Origin of the sequence: Sphingomonas phoenicis (genome assembly GCF_047238005.1) — a bacterium.
Classification (GTDB): domain Bacteria; phylum Pseudomonadota; class Alphaproteobacteria; order Sphingomonadales; family Sphingomonadaceae; genus Sphingomonas.
Genome location: NZ_JBDFMC010000002.1, coordinates 2422795 through 2437918, shown reverse-complemented (window position 1 = coordinate 2437918; position 15124 = coordinate 2422795). Strand labels below are relative to the sequence as shown.

The following is a 15124-nucleotide window of genomic DNA, read 5'->3' as shown; positions in this document are numbered from 1 at the left end:
CGGGTCATGTCGCTGACACGGCGTATCCTGGCTGCGCTGGTCGCAGGGCTCGTCGTCGGCCTCGTCGTGACGCGGTTCGGTGGCGTCCGGGAAATCGTGATTCCGGTTGCCGAACTGATCGGCAAGGCGTGGGTCGGCGGATTGCGGGTCACGATCGTGCCGCTGGTGTTCGCCCTGATCGTGACCGGCGTCGGCTCGGCTGCCGATGCGGCACGCGCGGGCGGCGTCGCTGGCCGGACGCTGCTGTTCATCGCCATCGGTCTCACCGCCTCCGCGCTCGTGTCGGGGCTGGTGGTGCAGGGATTGCTGTCGGTCTGGCCGGTCGCACCGGGAGCGATGGGTAATCTGGGACTGGCGTCCACCCTGTCCCCCCAGGCTACCGCGATCACGGGAGAATGGCTGCTGAGCTTCATTCCCACCAATCCCGTGAAATCCGCGGCGGAGGGCGAAATGGTGCCCGTGGTCGTGTTCGCGCTGCTGTTCGGATTCGCCGCTACCCGGATCGAGCGGGATCGTCGCACCGGGCTGGTCGACTGGTTCCAGGGCGTGACCGACACCTTGATGGTCATCGTCCATTGGGTCCTGTGGCTGGCCCCTGCCGGAGTCTTTGCGCTGGCGACCGTTGCCGGTGCCCGGGCGGGCATGGCCGCGGCAGGCACGCTGATCCACTACGTCGCGATCGTGGTCGCTGCCTGCGTTGCCGTAACGCTGCTGGTTTACCCGGTCGTGGGGATTGCCGGCAGGATCGGTATCGGCCGCTTCGCGCGCGCGATCGCACCCGCGCAGGCCATCGCGTTCAGCACCCAGTCGTCGATCGCCTCCCTTCCCGCGATGATCGAGGCGGCCGGCGGCCCGCTCTCCGTCGGCGAGCCGGTGCGCAACATGGTGCTGCCGATGGCGGTATCGATCTTTCGCATCACCAGTGCGGCCGCCAACTTTGCGGTCGCGCTCTACGTCGCGGCGCTCCACGGAATAGCGATCGGTCCTGGCCTGTTCCTCGTCGGCATGGTCGTCGCGACCGTCGTCAGCCTGGCCGCTGTCGGGCTTCCCAGCCAGGTGTCGTTCTTCACGACGATCGGGCCGGTCTGCCTGGCGATGGGCGTCCCGGTCGAGTTGCTGCCCCTGTTACTCGCGGTGGAAACCCTGCCCGACATCTTCCGCACGGTCGGGAACGTTACCGCAGATGTCGGCCTCACCGTGATCGTCAACCGCCGGGTTCAATCACCCGAGTAGGCGGCCCCGCCGAGCCTTGGAGGCCTTGCCGCGAAGCAAAATCGACCAGCCGGATGAGGCAATTTGCCACGTACAGAGGCTTGCTGCGGCTGAACGGTCGTGGAGATAATTCATGTGAGATCTCATGCGGCCATTCAGCGCCGGAGGACGATTATCCCGAACCGACTGCTGGTCCATATGAATGAACCAGCCGCCTCCCTGCCCCCTCAGCGGAGCTGGAGTCGGCTCGTGGGATCCATTGCAAAGGTGGGGCATCCGCCACTGCCCGCGAAACCTTGCGCGCGACCTCCTCGAGCGTCGCAAGCAGCCTGTTCATCTGCGACGCGGTGGAGAGGCAGTCGGGCCCGTACCTGGTGACGGGATATTCGCGGTCTCGCGCGACGGCCGAACGAACTGTCCGGATACTTCGAGCGCGGCTTGTGTCCGCCCTGTCGGCAAGACTGCTTCATCAGTAATCCACAAACTCCGGCATGGCGGGCGCATCGCCACCACGGACGACAAACGCGACCAAATCGACTGACGCCGTATTTCGCAGTGCATGCGGTAAGCCGATCGGCACGCTCAGCGTATCGCCCGCACCCATGACGATCGCGCCGCCGTCCCAGCTGACCTCCAGCGTCCCGGCGTGGACGAAGATTACCTCAACCTCGCGTCGGGCGTGCTGCGGCACATAAGCGCCGGACGTCAGGGTCAGGCGGCGAAGGTTGAAGCCGTGTGGCCACCAGCCAACGATCGGACCGGCGACAAAGCCGTCGCCTGTTGATTCCGGAATGATGACTGGCGCCTCGGCAACGCCGTTGGCCGCCAGCGGCGAGTTCGGATTACCCTCCATTGCATCGGCCGCAACGACGCACTCGCGCAGCTTGTCCATCGGCGGCGTCTTCAGCTCGCCAGCGGCGTCGGTGTCCGTGGCCTCGGCCAGCTCGACATCTTGTAGCGTATATTCGCCCTGCGACGTGTCGATCAGCCGCCCGCCCTTGGCCAGCTTCAAGCCATGGCCGGCTGCCGCTTCGAACACCGCTGGTGCCCACGTTACCTTGCCGGGATCGTCCTCGCCCAGCACAGTCCACAGAAAACCGACGCCCTCGTCCAGCTTCTCGAAGCCGCGGAACATGTGGATCGGCACCGATGCAACGTCGCCTGGCCCAATATCAATCGACCCATCTTCCTTGTTGGGACCGAACGGAAGCCGCCAATGGCCGGAATGGACGACGAACACCTCGGCGGTGTCGTGGCTGTGCTGAGAGTTGACGCAGCCGAACGGCTGGCGCGCGGCACCGATGTTGAAGCCGTGTCGCTCGGTGATATGGACATGCTGGTCGGCGCTCTCCGAAACGCCGGCGCCGATGATTGTGAAGTTTTCCTTCTCCGTCGAGCCCGGGGTGCGGGTGTCGATGAACGCGGTGCGGCATGGCACCAGGTCCGCGTAGCGCACCAGTCTCGCCTTCATGGCTTCCTCAGTCCAGTTCACGTCCATCTCCGGGTCTCGGGAAACGCTCTTGCATCCGAATGCAGAACAGCTAGACCAACTGCGATCCGCATGCAAGGCGACAGGCCAACCTCCAGTGACTTCCCCGATCCGGCCACCCCTGACAATGCCGCACGACGTCGCCGCCGTGCCGCTGGTAATGCTGCCCGGTACGCTCTGCGATTCGCGGCTGTTCGCGCCGCTGCTGGACCGGCTCGCACCGCGGGACGTGCTGGTACTCGCGGTCGACGGCGATGATCCGGAAGCGCTGGCCCGCACGCTGCTGGACAAGGCACCGCCTCGCTTCGCGCTGCTCGGCTTTTCGCTCGGCGGGCTGGTGGCGCTGGAAATGGCATTGCTGGCGCCCGCACGCGTGGCCGGGCTGGCGCTGCTCGACAGCAATGCCCGCGCGCGCGCCGCCGATGCGCCGCCAAATCCCGGGCCGCCTGCCGCCGCGGTGGCAGCGGCATGGCCGCGATCGATCGCGCCGGCGCGGGCCGACGATGCCGACCTGCGTCGGCTGCTGACGGCAATGGCCGAAGACGTCGGTGCCGTCGTCCATGCCGCGCAGGAGCGGCTGGCCGGCGCGCGCAGCGACAAGCGCGACCGGCTGGCACGGCTTGCCATGCCCGCGCTGGTGCTGGCGGGTGCCGAGGACGCGATCTGCCCGCCGTCATTTCAGCGGGAACTGGCCGACGGCCTGTCCGACGCCACGCTCGCGCTGATCGACGGCGCCGGCCACTTCGCGCCGCTGGAAGCGCCGGACGCGGTCGCCGGCCATGTCGCTGGCTGGCTGGCGCGGGTCGACCACGCCGCTACACCTTTCCCCACATTCCCGATCCGCACAGGAGATCCCATGACCAAGACCACGCCGCCGGCAGAAACCGGCACCGTCCTGCAGGTCGAGCGCCGCGATTTTACCCAGCTGGTTCCGACCGACCGTGAGCGAGTGCAGGGCATGCGCGGCTTCGACCCGATCTACACCGACATTGTCGACTATATCGTCCGCTGCACGCACCGCATCTGGGACGAGCGTGACGTCGGGCTGATCTACAGCCACTACACGCACAATTGTGTCGCCTACACGACGATGGGCACGATGTACGATCGCGAGACACACATCCGCGACACCATCCAGCGGCTGGTAGAATTTCCCGACCGCCGCGGCCTCGCGCAGCAGGTCATCTGGCGCGGCGACGATCAGGAGGGTTTCTACACTAGCCACATGACGCACGGGCAGGGCCGACACAGCCAATATGGTATGTACGGCAAGCCGACTGGCCGCACCTTCCTGACGCGCACCGTCGCCGACTGTATGATCGTCGAGAACAAGATCTACAAAGAGTGGATCGTCCGCGACAACATGGGGCCGGTGATCCAGCTGGGCCTCGATCCGCATGCCTATGCGCAGGACATCGCCGTCCGCAAGTTCGAGGCGGGCGAACCGATCATGGAAGTGGTGGAGAATCGCCGGCTGCTCGGCCAGTACCCGCCGGAAACCGAAGCCGACTTGTCGATCGCGCACAATGACGGCGAGGCGCAACTGCTGCGCGACCTGCACCACGTCTACAACAAGCGGATGTTCGGCCGCATCCACGATCTCTATGCGCCTAACTGCCAGTGGCACGGGCCGCTGATGCGCGAATATTATGGCGTTGCGGCGGTGCTGCAGCAGACGATGCGGCTCGTCGCGCTGATCCCCGACGGCTATTTCGTGCCGCAACACATTTGCTCGGTCGACAGCGAAGAGGGCGGCACCAAATATGCCGTGCGCTGGACGCTGGACGGCCACCATCTCGGCTATGGCCCGCTGGGCGCGCCGACCGGGCATCCGCTGTTCGTGATGGGCGTCAACCACTACCATGTCCGTGACGGCAAGATCGTCGACGAATGGGCGGTATATGACGAGCTGTCGATGCTGGCGCAGGTGAAGCTGGCCGCGCTGCAACGCGCGGCAGGCTGACCGGCACCGCCGCCGATGTCGCTTGTTCGCTCGTATGTTGCTGCCTGCAATGCGGGCACGGCGAGCGCGGAGGCAACGATGCGCGACGGCCTCGCCCGCATTGCCGCGCATGACGGGACGCTGGCGGCGATGCTGCGCGTGCTGCCCGGCGCGGCCGAGGCGGCACGGGCGTGCGACCATGCTACCGGCCCGCGAGGCCCGCTGCACGGTGTGCCGATCGTCCTGAAGGACAATATCGACCTTCATGGCACCCCGACCACTTCGGGGTGCCGGGCGCTGGCGGGGGCGATGCCGCGGCGGACGGCACCGGTGGTCGAGATGCTGACGGCGGCAGGTGCGGTGATCGTCGGCAAGGCCAATCTGTCCGAATTCTCGTTCGAGATCCGCTCGCGCAGTTCGCTGGGCGGCGATACCCGCAACCCCTTCGCACCGGACGTGACTTCTGGCGGATCCAGCGGCGGCACCGCCGTCGCGGTTGCCGCCGGCTTCGCGCTGGTGGGGATCGGCACCGATACCGGCGGGTCGATTCGCGTCCCGGCCGCCTATACCGGGCTGGCAGGCCTGCGGCCGACGTGGAACACCGTACCGACCGAGGGTGTGGCCCCGCTCGCTCCGTCAACGGACACGGTTGGCGCGATCGCGCGCTATGTCGAGGATGTCGCGCTACTGTTCGCCGTCCTGAACCCCGATCAGCCGATGCAATTCGCTACGGTCGCGGGCTTGCGGGTCGGCGTGGTCCGACAGCTGTTCGGCACGATGCCAGAGATCGCAGACGGCGTGGCGGCGGCGATCGAAGCGCTGCGATCGGCCGGAGCCGCGGTGGCCGACGCTCCTACCCTACCCGATACGGTCATCCCAGCCGGCGACCATATCGTCGACGAGGAGTTCGGTCCGGCGTTCGACCGCTATCTGCGCGACAACTTCCTGCCCGGCACCGCGCCCGGTTCGCTGGCCGAGCTGATCGCCAGCGGGCAGTTTCTGCCCGATTACGACGCCACACTGCGCGCCCGAGTAAATCGCCGCGACCCGGCGGTGCGCAGCGCCATCCTGGACCGCCATAACTGGTTGCGCGAGGCGCTCGACCGGATGATGGCGGAGCACCGGTTCGACGCGCTGCTCTACCCGCCCTCGGCCGTTCTGCCGGTATCGCTGGCCAATCCGAAAGGTGGCTGGGCGCCGGAGCTGGCGGCGTGTAGCGGCTGGCCGGCGCTGGTCGTGCCGACCGGATCCACCGCGGGCGGTATGCCGCTGTCTGTCGAACTGCTCGGCCGGTCCCATGCCGAGCCGATCCTGTTCGCGCTCGGCCGCGCGATCGAGGTAGGCACCGGCCCACGGCCGATCCCCCGGTTGCAGTGAAATCCCGACCGGCCCTGCGGCCGGCCGGGATGTCCGATCAGAACTTCACGCCGGCGCGGATGCCATAAGTTGCGGGCGGGCCATAGGACACCTGCACGCGCTGCGCACGACCGACCACCGCGCTCAGCAGCACCGCCTTGTCGGTAACGTTGTTGCCATAGCCCTCGACGTAGAACTTGCCCTTCGCCTCGGTCCAGCGCAGTGACACGTCGAACTTGTCGTACGCGCGCTGATAATCGAGCACGGTGTTATAGTCGGTCGTGAAATAGCTGCTCGAATGCAGCCAATTCGCATAAGGGGCGAGCGTGCCGGCGCTGCCCAGGTCGATGTCGTAATAGACCGCCAGCGTGGTCTTCAGCCGTGGCGACTGAGGCACGCGCTTGCCAGCCAGATCGAGCGACACCGGATCCGCCCCATTCGACGCGCCGAAAAAGTTGTTGCCGCTGATGTAGCGAGTGTACTCGGCGTTGAGATACGCGAGTGTCGCGTCGACGTGCAGATTCTGGAGCGGCAGCGTCCGCAGGGTCACTTCACCGCCATAGCTGCGCGCGCGGCCGGCGCTGCCAAAGTATGAGACCTGGGGCGTATAGACGTTGATCTGCAGGTTAGAATAGCGGTTGTAATAGAGCGCCAGCTCGGTCTGCACGCGGCCGTTCAGGAACTGGTTCTTGATACCCGCCTCGTACGCGTCGACCTTTTGCGGAGCATAGGAATTGGGGATCGCCGTGCTGCCGCCGGTGTCGTTGACGCCGCCCGACGCAAATCCGGTCGAGGCGGTGGCATAGACCATCGTCGCACGGGTCGGCGTGAACTGCAGACCGGCGCGCCAGGTGACGCTGTCGAACGACGGCGCGCCCGACGTCACGCTGTACGGCGTGGTGAAAGTATAGGTATTGGGAATGCCATCGGCAAAATCGGCGAAGTCGAACGACTTCTTCTCGTGTGAATAGCGGATGCCGCCGATGATGCGCAACGTATCGGGGATCACCGCATAGGTGCCCTGCGCATATGCCGCATACGCGTTGGTCTTCAGTGCGGCATCGGCGCGAAAGCCGGGCACGGTTGATCCCGGCGCGTCGATTTTCTGCTGGTACGTCTCAAAGATGTCGTCGTTCAGATAGTAGGCGCCAACGATCCATTGGAACGGCGTCGTGCTGTTCGACACCAGCTGAAGTTCCTGGGTGAAGGTCTTCGCACGGGTGTTCGGTTCCTGCTGGCCAGAACCGAAGCCTTGGGCAGGCGCCTGGAAGATCACGCTGCTCTGGTCGTTGTCGGCGCTGCGATGCGCACGAAAGAAGGTGTAGCCGGTGATCGAGCGTACTGTCGCCGCGCCAAGATCATAGCTGACCGTGCCGGACACGTAATTCTCGCGGATGCGCTCGAACGGCTGATAGTCCCAGTCATTCGTGTAGGCGCCCGGCGTTACCGCGACGCCGATGTCGACCCCGTTGACCAACACCGAGCCGTTCTTCACCGATGGGTTCACCGCATAGGGCACTCCGTTGATTGACTGGTACCCGGTCTGCGGGTTGATGAGCGTGCCCGCCACCTTGTACCCGTACGACCCTGCGCCGGCATCGTCGCGGCGCCAGAAGCCGCCATGCAGCTCGACCTCAAGCCGACTGTCGGGCGTCCAGCGCAGCGAGGCGCGGCCGGCATATTCCTTCAGATCGACCATCTCGACGCCGGAGGTGCTGCGGACATAGCCGTCATGATCCTGATAGACGCCCGCGACGCGCAGCGCGAGTGTATCGGAGAGCGGCGTGTTGACGAAGCCGTCGATCCGTTGGGAATTGTAGTTGCCGAAATCGACGTTCAGACCGCCTTCGTAGCGGTTGGTCGGAGAGGCGGTCACGACGCTGAGATTGCCGCCGAACGTGTTGCGCCCGTACAGCGTGCCCTGCGGACCGCGCTGCACCTCAACCCGCGCGATATCGAACAGCGGGATGCTCTGCTGCTGGGTGCGGCTCTGATAGACGCCGTCGATGTAAAAGCCGATGACCGGATCGTTCTGCGCGCTGACCAGGCTGGTGCGCACGCCGCGGATCGCAGGGAAGGAATCCGACCCCTGGCTGCCCCAGGTGAACCCCGGCGCGATGAATTCCAATCGGCTGACATTGTCGGCATGCAGGCGCTGGAGATCGGCGCCGCTGACCGCGGTGATCGAGATCGGCACGTCCTGCAGCCGCTCGGCACGACGCTGGGCGGTGACGACGATGTCGCCGGGCAGCACGTCGCCGGTCTGGTCGGTCGAGGACGAGGATTGCTGTGTCGCGTCAGTGTTCCCCGATGCCGGGATCGGCGCCTCTTGCGCCAGCGCGGGAGCGCTCGCCGCTGCGGTAAGAACGATCGCGAGAACCGATGCGGTTCGTAGCCAGTGCGTGCCGATCATTAAAGCCTCCCTGTGAACAGTTACGGGCCACATCACCCGACCCCCCTATGACTGTGCAGGAATGCATGCGAATGCATTCCTGCACAAGCCGACAAACTATGAATCTTACGTCATTTACGCCGCAAATGATGCCTTTGTGTCTACGAAGCCACATCTCACCACTTTACCGCCCATCGATGAGGCACTTTACATCCGCATGCGAATGCAATCTAAGCGGTCAGAAGGAGCAGGGTCATGGGTGTCGACGCAGCCGCCGCAACGGGAACTGCCGTACCGCTGACGCGGCAACGGCGCCTGCTGATCTTCGCTGCGCTGATGGTCGGCGAATTCCTGTATGGCTGGGCATGGAACAGCGTCGACGTACTGCGCCCCTTCCAGCGCAGCGCGCTGGGGCTCAGTCTGGTGCAGGCTGGCTCGACCTATTCCGCGCAAGGCGCGGGCGCCCTTGTCGGTGCGGTGCTGATCGGACAACTCGCCGACCGGTTCGGCCGACGCCGCGTCTGGGCGACGATCATCTTCGGTTATGGGCTGGCGCTGCTATCGGGGCTGCTCGTGACGAGCTACCCGCAATTGCTCGCACAGCGGTTCGTGCTGGGGGTATTCACCGGGGGCGTGTTCCCGGTCGGGGTCAGCATTTATGTCAACCTGTTCGAGGAGCGGGTGCGCGGGCGGGTCGCGGGCACGCTGAACGCCTGTTTCAGCTTTTCGATCGTAGCGCTGGGCATGGCGCTGGGCTGGCTTGGCGGGCACGACTGGCATCTGCTGCTGTGGCTGGGCGGCATTCCGCCGCTGCTGCTCGCCGGCGTCGTGCTGCTACTGATCCCGGCCGAGTCCAGCGTTGATCGCCACCATGTACGCGGCGAGACCCTGCCGGTACGCGAACTGTTCCACCCCAGCGTGCGCCGCCAGACGCTGCTACTGGCAGCGATGACCGGTTTGAACTTCTTCGGTTATCAGGCCTATAGCGGGTGGCTGACGACCTATCTGACAGAAACGCGCGGCCTGACCGCGGCGGTTGCGGGCGAGCTGGTAGCGTGGCAGTTCGCCGGCAACATCGCCGGCGGCTTCGTCTGGGGCTGGGCCGCGGACCGTTTCGGACGACGGTTCAACGCGATCGGCTTCCTGATCGCCTCAGCCGCGATCCTGACCTATCTCGCAATGCCGGGCAGCGTGCTGCTGTTTCGGGTCGTCGGCCTGATATATGGTGCGACATTGTGCTCCAGCGTGATCTGGGGCCCGTGGCTGGCGGAGCTGTACCCGGCACACCTGCGATCGACCGCTGCGTCGATCTTCAACTGGGGGCGGATCATCAGCTTCTTTGCGCCGCTGATCACCGGCTTCTTGGCGGAACAGTATGGATTGACCGCGGCGATGGCCTCCGCCGCGGTGGCGTTCACGCTAGCGGCAGTGATTTGGTTGAGTCAGCGCGAGACCCTGCCGGGTCGTTCGGTGGACGAAATTCCGGCGCCTGCGTCGATCGACCCATCCTTCGTGACGTCGCCGAAGGAGTGAGAGTGTGACGATGTCGGGCTGACGCCTCCCGGTCGTGCCGGCATGGTCCCGCCGTGACGAATAATGACGGTCAGGAAGGGAGCTTCGCGCCAATCCCCTTCGGAACATCTTGGCCCGGCTTCATATCATCTTGGTTCAGACGGCGGGGCGATCCGGCTGGATCGCCCCGGACGTCGTCAGGCGGTCGCGGCCTGGTGCAGCCGGTCGACACGCACCTGCGCGGCTTTCATGTGCCCGTCCAGACCCTCACTGGCGCTCTGGCGGGAGGCGGGGGGGCCGACCTTCAGCACCGCCTCGTCGTCGAGCCACTGGTGCGTCGCGATCTTCACGTAGCTTCCGACCCACAGTCCGCCGGTATAGCGACCCGCGCCCATCGTCGGCAGCGTATGGTTCGTGCCGACCGTTTTATCCGAATAGACCACGCTCGCATTTTCTCCGATGAACAGAGAGCCATAGTTGCGGAGCTTCGCGGCCAGGCCGTGCGCGTCGCTGGTATGGATCTGGAGATGCTCAGCCGCGACATGATCCGAATAGGCGATCATCGCCGCCTCGTCCGCACACAGCACGATCTCGCCGTAATCGGCCCAGCTTTGCCCGGCGATACTGGCCGTCTCCAGTGTCTCCAGCTGGCGCTTCACCTCGGCGGCGGTCTGCTCGGCGACGGCGCGGTCAGTGGTGATGAGGCCCACGCGGGTACGCACGTCATGCTCGGCCTGCGCCAGCAGGTCGGTGGCGATCAGGCGCGGATCGCCGCTGGCATCAGCCAGCACGAAGATCTCCGACGGGCCGGCGAGCTGGTCGATCCCGACCGGGCCGAACACCTGGCGCTTCGCCTCGTTGACGAAGGCGTTGCCAGGGCCGACGATCTTGTTGACTTGCGGCACGCTCCCAGTGCCGAACGCCATCGCCGCGATCGCCTGTGCGCCGCCGATGCGGAAGATGCGGTCCGCGCCCGACAAGTGGCAGCCCGCGATCATCGCGCGGTGCGCGTTGGGCGGCAGACAGGCAACGACCTCGCGACAGCCAGCGACCTTGCCCGGCACGATCGTCATGATCGGCGCGGATAGCAGCGGGAAACGGCCGCCCGGCACGTAGCAGCCGACCCGGTCGATCGGAATGACGCGGTGGCCCAGATGCAGGCCGGGCAGTGGCTCAACCTCCAGCGGCAGGATCGTCGCCAGCTGCGCCTCGGCGAAGCGGCGAACATTGTCGATCGCGAATTCGGTATCGGCACGGGTCTGCGGATCGAGCTCGGCAACTGCGGCCTCGCGATCGGCCATCGACACCTCGAAAACGTCGACATCGGCTCGGTCGAACTTCACCGAATATTCGCGGACCGCGGCGTCGCCCCGCGCACGTACCTCGGCCAGGATGGTTTCGACCAGCCCCGCGACGTCCTGCTGGTCTCCAATCGAGTCGCGGGCCGGCGCCTTGACATAGACGGTGGTCTGCTCGAACCCCTTGGGTGTCACGTCGGTCATTCAAATCCTCCTTTGCAATGCCACGACGTGGCGTCGGCAGACGCATATTGAATTCGAATGCAAATGTCACGGGGGTGAAGTGGCGAAGTCTGGCAAGAAGAGCGACACGGACATGGGCACGGCAGCGCCAATAGCCTTCGGCGGCATCCGCCGGGCGACCTCCTACGACGTCGCCAAGCTGGCCGGAGTGTCCCAATCCGCCGTGTCGCGATGCTTCGCACCCGGTGGCAGCATCGCCCCGGCCACGCGCGAGAAGGTGATGAAGGCGGCGACCGAGCTGGGCTACCGACCCAACGCGTTGGCGCAGGCACTGATAACCCGGCGAACGAATCTGGTCGCAGTGTTCATCTCGCGCCTCACCAACCTCCATTATCCCGAGGTGCTGGCCGAGCTGAGCCGCCAGCTGACCGACCGCGACATCCGCGTGCTGTTGTTCGCACTGACCGCGGAGAGCGAGATTGATCAGCTGCTGGAACAGGTATGGCGCCACGATGTCGACGGCATCATCTCTGCCGCGCGACTGGACGATGAACAGATCGCCGGTATCCGGCGACATGGCATACCGATCGTTCTCTACAATCGGACAGCCGGCGAACACCTGACCCCCAGCGTATGGTGCGATTCGGCGGCGGGCGAGCGCGAGCTGGTCGATCGGTTGCTTGCCGCCGGGCATCGCCGGTTCGCGATCGTCGCCGGCCCGGCAGATAGCGCCGTCGGCGAGGAGCGCCGCCTAGCTACGCTCGCCCGACTTGCTGAGGCTGGCATTCACGACGTGCCGGTCACTCGCGGCGATTTCAGCTACGCCAGCGGGCGCGATGCGGTGGCGACGCTGGCACGCGCTTCGACGCATACCGACGCGTTTGTCTGCGTAAGCGACGTGATGGCGATCGGCGCGATCGACGGCTGTCGTTTCGACCTCGGGTTGAAGGTGCCGGAGGACGTATCGGTGGTCGGGTTCGACGGGTCGGAGCCTGCCGGCTGGATGAGCTATCAGGTCACCTCGATACGCCAGCCGGTGCGCCGAATGACGGCAGCGGCGGTACAGATGCTCATGGAACGGATCGAGGATCCCAATCTGCCGGCCGAGCGTCGCTCGTTCGTCGGCGCGTTCGTACCGGGGCAATCGGCTCGGGTTTGACGCGACTGCGCACTCATCTCAGGCCTCCAGATTGGCGATCAGCAACCGGTCAAAGGCGTCGCACTATGCGCTGAAGCTCAATAAATCCGGCCATCCGGCAACATGAACTTTTACTGCATTCGGATGCAATTATTGCTGGACAGTGACACCAGCGGTGGATAGCCAAGGCGTCTTCACGGGCGGAACAGCCCGAAACGTTAAGGGGTCGGGCATGAGCAAGCGGGATCTGGGCAGCGTTTCCTTGACCATTTTGGCGGCATTGCTCGCAACGCCGGGTACGGCGCAGACCGCGCCGGTCGACGCTCCCGCTGGCTCCGCCGAACAGTCCCCCGCCGCCGCCGATCAGGCCGCCAGCGCACCGACCGAAAGCGACACCGGTGGGCTGGGCGACATCGTCGTCACGGCGCAGCGCCGCACCGAACGTTTGCAGGATGTGCCGCTGTCGGTCACCGCGGTCAGCGCCGAGGATCTGAACCGCATCCGCATCACCGACGCCAGCCGGCTGCAGCTGCTGGCCCCGGGCCTGACGTGGGGACAGCAGGGATCGGACTCCTTCCCCGCGATCCGCGGCGTCCGTACCCAGCTGGTCAGCGCGCAGAGCGATCCCGTCATCGGCTTCTACCTTGATGGCATCTACCAGAGCCGCACCCAGCAACAGAGCATCCCGCTGTTCGACGTCGCCCGGGTCGAAGTGCAGCGCGGGCCGCAGGGTACGCTCTATGGCCGCAATACCTTCGGGGGCAACCTGAGCGTCACCACCAACGCGCCGTCCAAGCGGTTCGAGGCGGGTGCGAACGGAACGCTGGGCAATTATGACCTGCGCCAGTTCGACGGCTATCTGAACCTGCCCGTCAGCGATTCCGTGCAGCTGCGGGTCGCCGGCTATCACAGCCAGCATGACGGCTATGTCCGCTCGACCGCTGGCTTCCGCCTGCTCGACGAGGATCAGACGGCGCTGCGCGGTGCGATCGCCATCACGCTGACACCGCAGATCCAGATCGACATGCGTGGCGGCTATTGGGAGCGGGACAATACCGGCGGCGGCGCCTATGGCTACCGCGTCGGCGGCACGCTCATCAATCCGGCGACGGGCCTGCGCTCGATTAATGGCCAGCCCTATGCGGTCAACCCCAGCGCGCGCAACGGCAGCAACTTCGTCAACGGCGTCGACATCGGTGTGTCGGTGACCGACGATCCCTATACAAATTCCTGGGACTACAAGCCGTTCGAGCGCCTGAAGCAGGCCTATGGCAGCGGTTCGATCGCGTTCGATCTGGGCTTTGCGACCCTGCGCTCGATCACCGGCTATACCGACTTCGAAGCGTATCGCAGCGCGGATCTCGACCAGACCAGCGTCGTCTTCCCGGCCACTGGCACTGCGGGCGGATTCGCCGCGTCCGGCCTGCAGGCGGCGCACACCTACACTACCTCGGTCACGCAGGAGGTGCAGCTGGCCTCGGCCGGATCGTCGGCGTTCGAGTGGATCGTCGGCGGCTATTACTTCCACGACAAGATCACCGAATATTACCAGCAGGTCTACACGACCGGCACGACCCGCGGCACCGAGTCGCGGACTGATATTAATACCAAGGCCTATGCCGCCTACGGTCAGGCCAGCCTGGCGATCGTGCCCGACACGCTGAAGATCATCGGCGGCGTCCGCTATTCGGACGAGAGCAAGGGCTATCTCATCACCAACTTCACCGCGCCGGCGGGGACGTTCAACTTCAACACGCGGACGGCCGCGCGCGCGACCGGCGAGCCAAGCTTCAACAAGGTCACGTGGAAGGGCGGGGTCGAGTTCACCCCCACCCGCCGGATGATGCTGTACGGCACCGTGTCGACCGGCTTCTCGTCGGGCGGGATCAACAACAATTCCTCTAACGCGGCGATCCCGTTCAGCTATGCGCCGCAGACCGTCACCGCCTATGAGGTCGGCAGCAAGAACACGCTGCTGGGCGGACGCATGATCCTGAACCTGTCGGCCTTCTACAACGACTACAAGAACCTGCAGATCACCATCCTCGATCAGCGGACCAACCTGTCCTACTATGCCAGTGCCGGCGCAGCGCGCAGCTATGGCGCCGAGGTCGAGCTGCGCACGCTGCCGTTTCAGGGGCTGCACGTAGACCTGACGGGCGCGCTGCTGGATGCGCAGTTCACCGCCTATACCCGTCCCAACCCCTTCTACACCGCAACCAACGGCGATCCGCTGACGGTGAACCTGGCGGGCAAGGACGTGCCGATGTCGCCGACGTTCAAGGGCACGGCAAGCGTCTATTACGACCTGGAGCTGGGCGGCGGGTCGCGGATCACGCCGGCGGCGAACATACTGTACTCGACGTCCTATTACTCGACCGACTATAATACCCGGATCGACAAGCAGGATGCCTATGCTCTGCTCGATGCAAACCTGCGCTGGACCTCGGCATCGTCCAGCCTCTATGTCGAGGCGTTCGGCACCAACCTGACCAAGAAGGCGGTGCTGTACAGCTCCACGGTCGGCAACAACCAGCGCATCCAGCAATCCTATGGCCCGCCCCGCGTCTACGGCCTGCGGGTCGGCGTCCGGTACTGAGCT

9 protein-coding genes are annotated in these 15124 nt (G+C 65.4%); 6 read left to right on the top strand and 3 right to left on the bottom strand.

Translation table 11 applies throughout. The features are described 5' to 3' along the window. Positions 1-6 precede the first annotated feature (6 nt). The gene (locus tag ABC319_RS12830) at positions 7-1233 is read left to right on the top strand and encodes a dicarboxylate/amino acid:cation symporter (protein WP_413070601.1); all 1227 of its coding nucleotides are present in this window, start codon (positions 7-9) and stop codon (positions 1231-1233) included. Between the two features lie 448 nt (positions 1234-1681). Here the strand turns inward: ABC319_RS12830 and ABC319_RS12825 are convergent, their stop codons facing one another. Further along, positions 1682-2710 (bottom strand): cupin domain-containing protein, encoded by a 1029-nt coding sequence (locus tag ABC319_RS12825; RefSeq protein WP_413070600.1) that lies wholly within the window; start codon positions 2708-2710, stop codon positions 1682-1684. A gap of 118 nt (positions 2711-2828) precedes the next feature. Between ABC319_RS12825 and ABC319_RS12820 the strand changes: the two genes are divergently transcribed. Both ABC319_RS12820 and ABC319_RS12815 read left to right on the top strand, forming a co-directional pair. Continuing rightward, the gene (locus ABC319_RS12820) at positions 2829-4664 is read left to right on the top strand and encodes an alpha/beta fold hydrolase (RefSeq protein WP_413070599.1); all 1836 of its coding nucleotides are present in this window, start codon (positions 2829-2831) and stop codon (positions 4662-4664) included. Positions 4665-4742: 78 nt separating this feature from the next. Next, positions 4743-6020, top strand: coding sequence for an amidase (locus ABC319_RS12815; protein ID WP_413070598.1), 1278 nt, complete (start codon positions 4743-4745; stop codon positions 6018-6020). Between the two features lie 37 nt (positions 6021-6057). Here ABC319_RS12815 and ABC319_RS12810 read toward each other — a convergent pair whose 3' ends face one another. Beyond that, positions 6058-8412, bottom strand: coding sequence for a TonB-dependent receptor (locus ABC319_RS12810; RefSeq protein WP_413070597.1), 2355 nt, complete (start codon positions 8410-8412; stop codon positions 6058-6060). A gap of 234 nt (positions 8413-8646) precedes the next feature. Between ABC319_RS12810 and ABC319_RS12805 the strand changes: the two genes are divergently transcribed. Then, the gene (locus ABC319_RS12805) at positions 8647-9924 is read left to right on the top strand and encodes an MFS transporter (protein ID WP_413070596.1); all 1278 of its coding nucleotides are present in this window, start codon (positions 8647-8649) and stop codon (positions 9922-9924) included. Between the two features lie 176 nt (positions 9925-10100). Here the strand turns inward: ABC319_RS12805 and hisD are convergent, their stop codons facing one another. Then, positions 10101-11405: a histidinol dehydrogenase gene (gene hisD / locus ABC319_RS12800; protein ID WP_413070595.1), complete on the bottom strand. Its 1305-nt coding sequence runs from the start codon at positions 11403-11405 to the stop codon at positions 10101-10103. A gap of 79 nt (positions 11406-11484) precedes the next feature. Between hisD and ABC319_RS12795 the strand changes: the two genes are divergently transcribed. Together ABC319_RS12795 and ABC319_RS12790 are read left to right on the top strand one after the other, a co-directional pair. Continuing rightward, positions 11485-12543 carry a LacI family DNA-binding transcriptional regulator gene (locus ABC319_RS12795; RefSeq protein ID WP_413070594.1) on the top strand — a complete coding sequence of 353 codons (1059 nt, stop codon included), beginning with the start codon at positions 11485-11487 and terminating at the stop codon, positions 12541-12543. A gap of 211 nt (positions 12544-12754) precedes the next feature. Further along, a complete protein-coding gene (locus ABC319_RS12790) occupies positions 12755-15121 on the top strand; it encodes a TonB-dependent receptor (protein WP_413070593.1) in 2367 nt (788 codons plus the stop codon). The last annotated feature ends 3 nt before the right edge of the window (positions 15122-15124 follow it).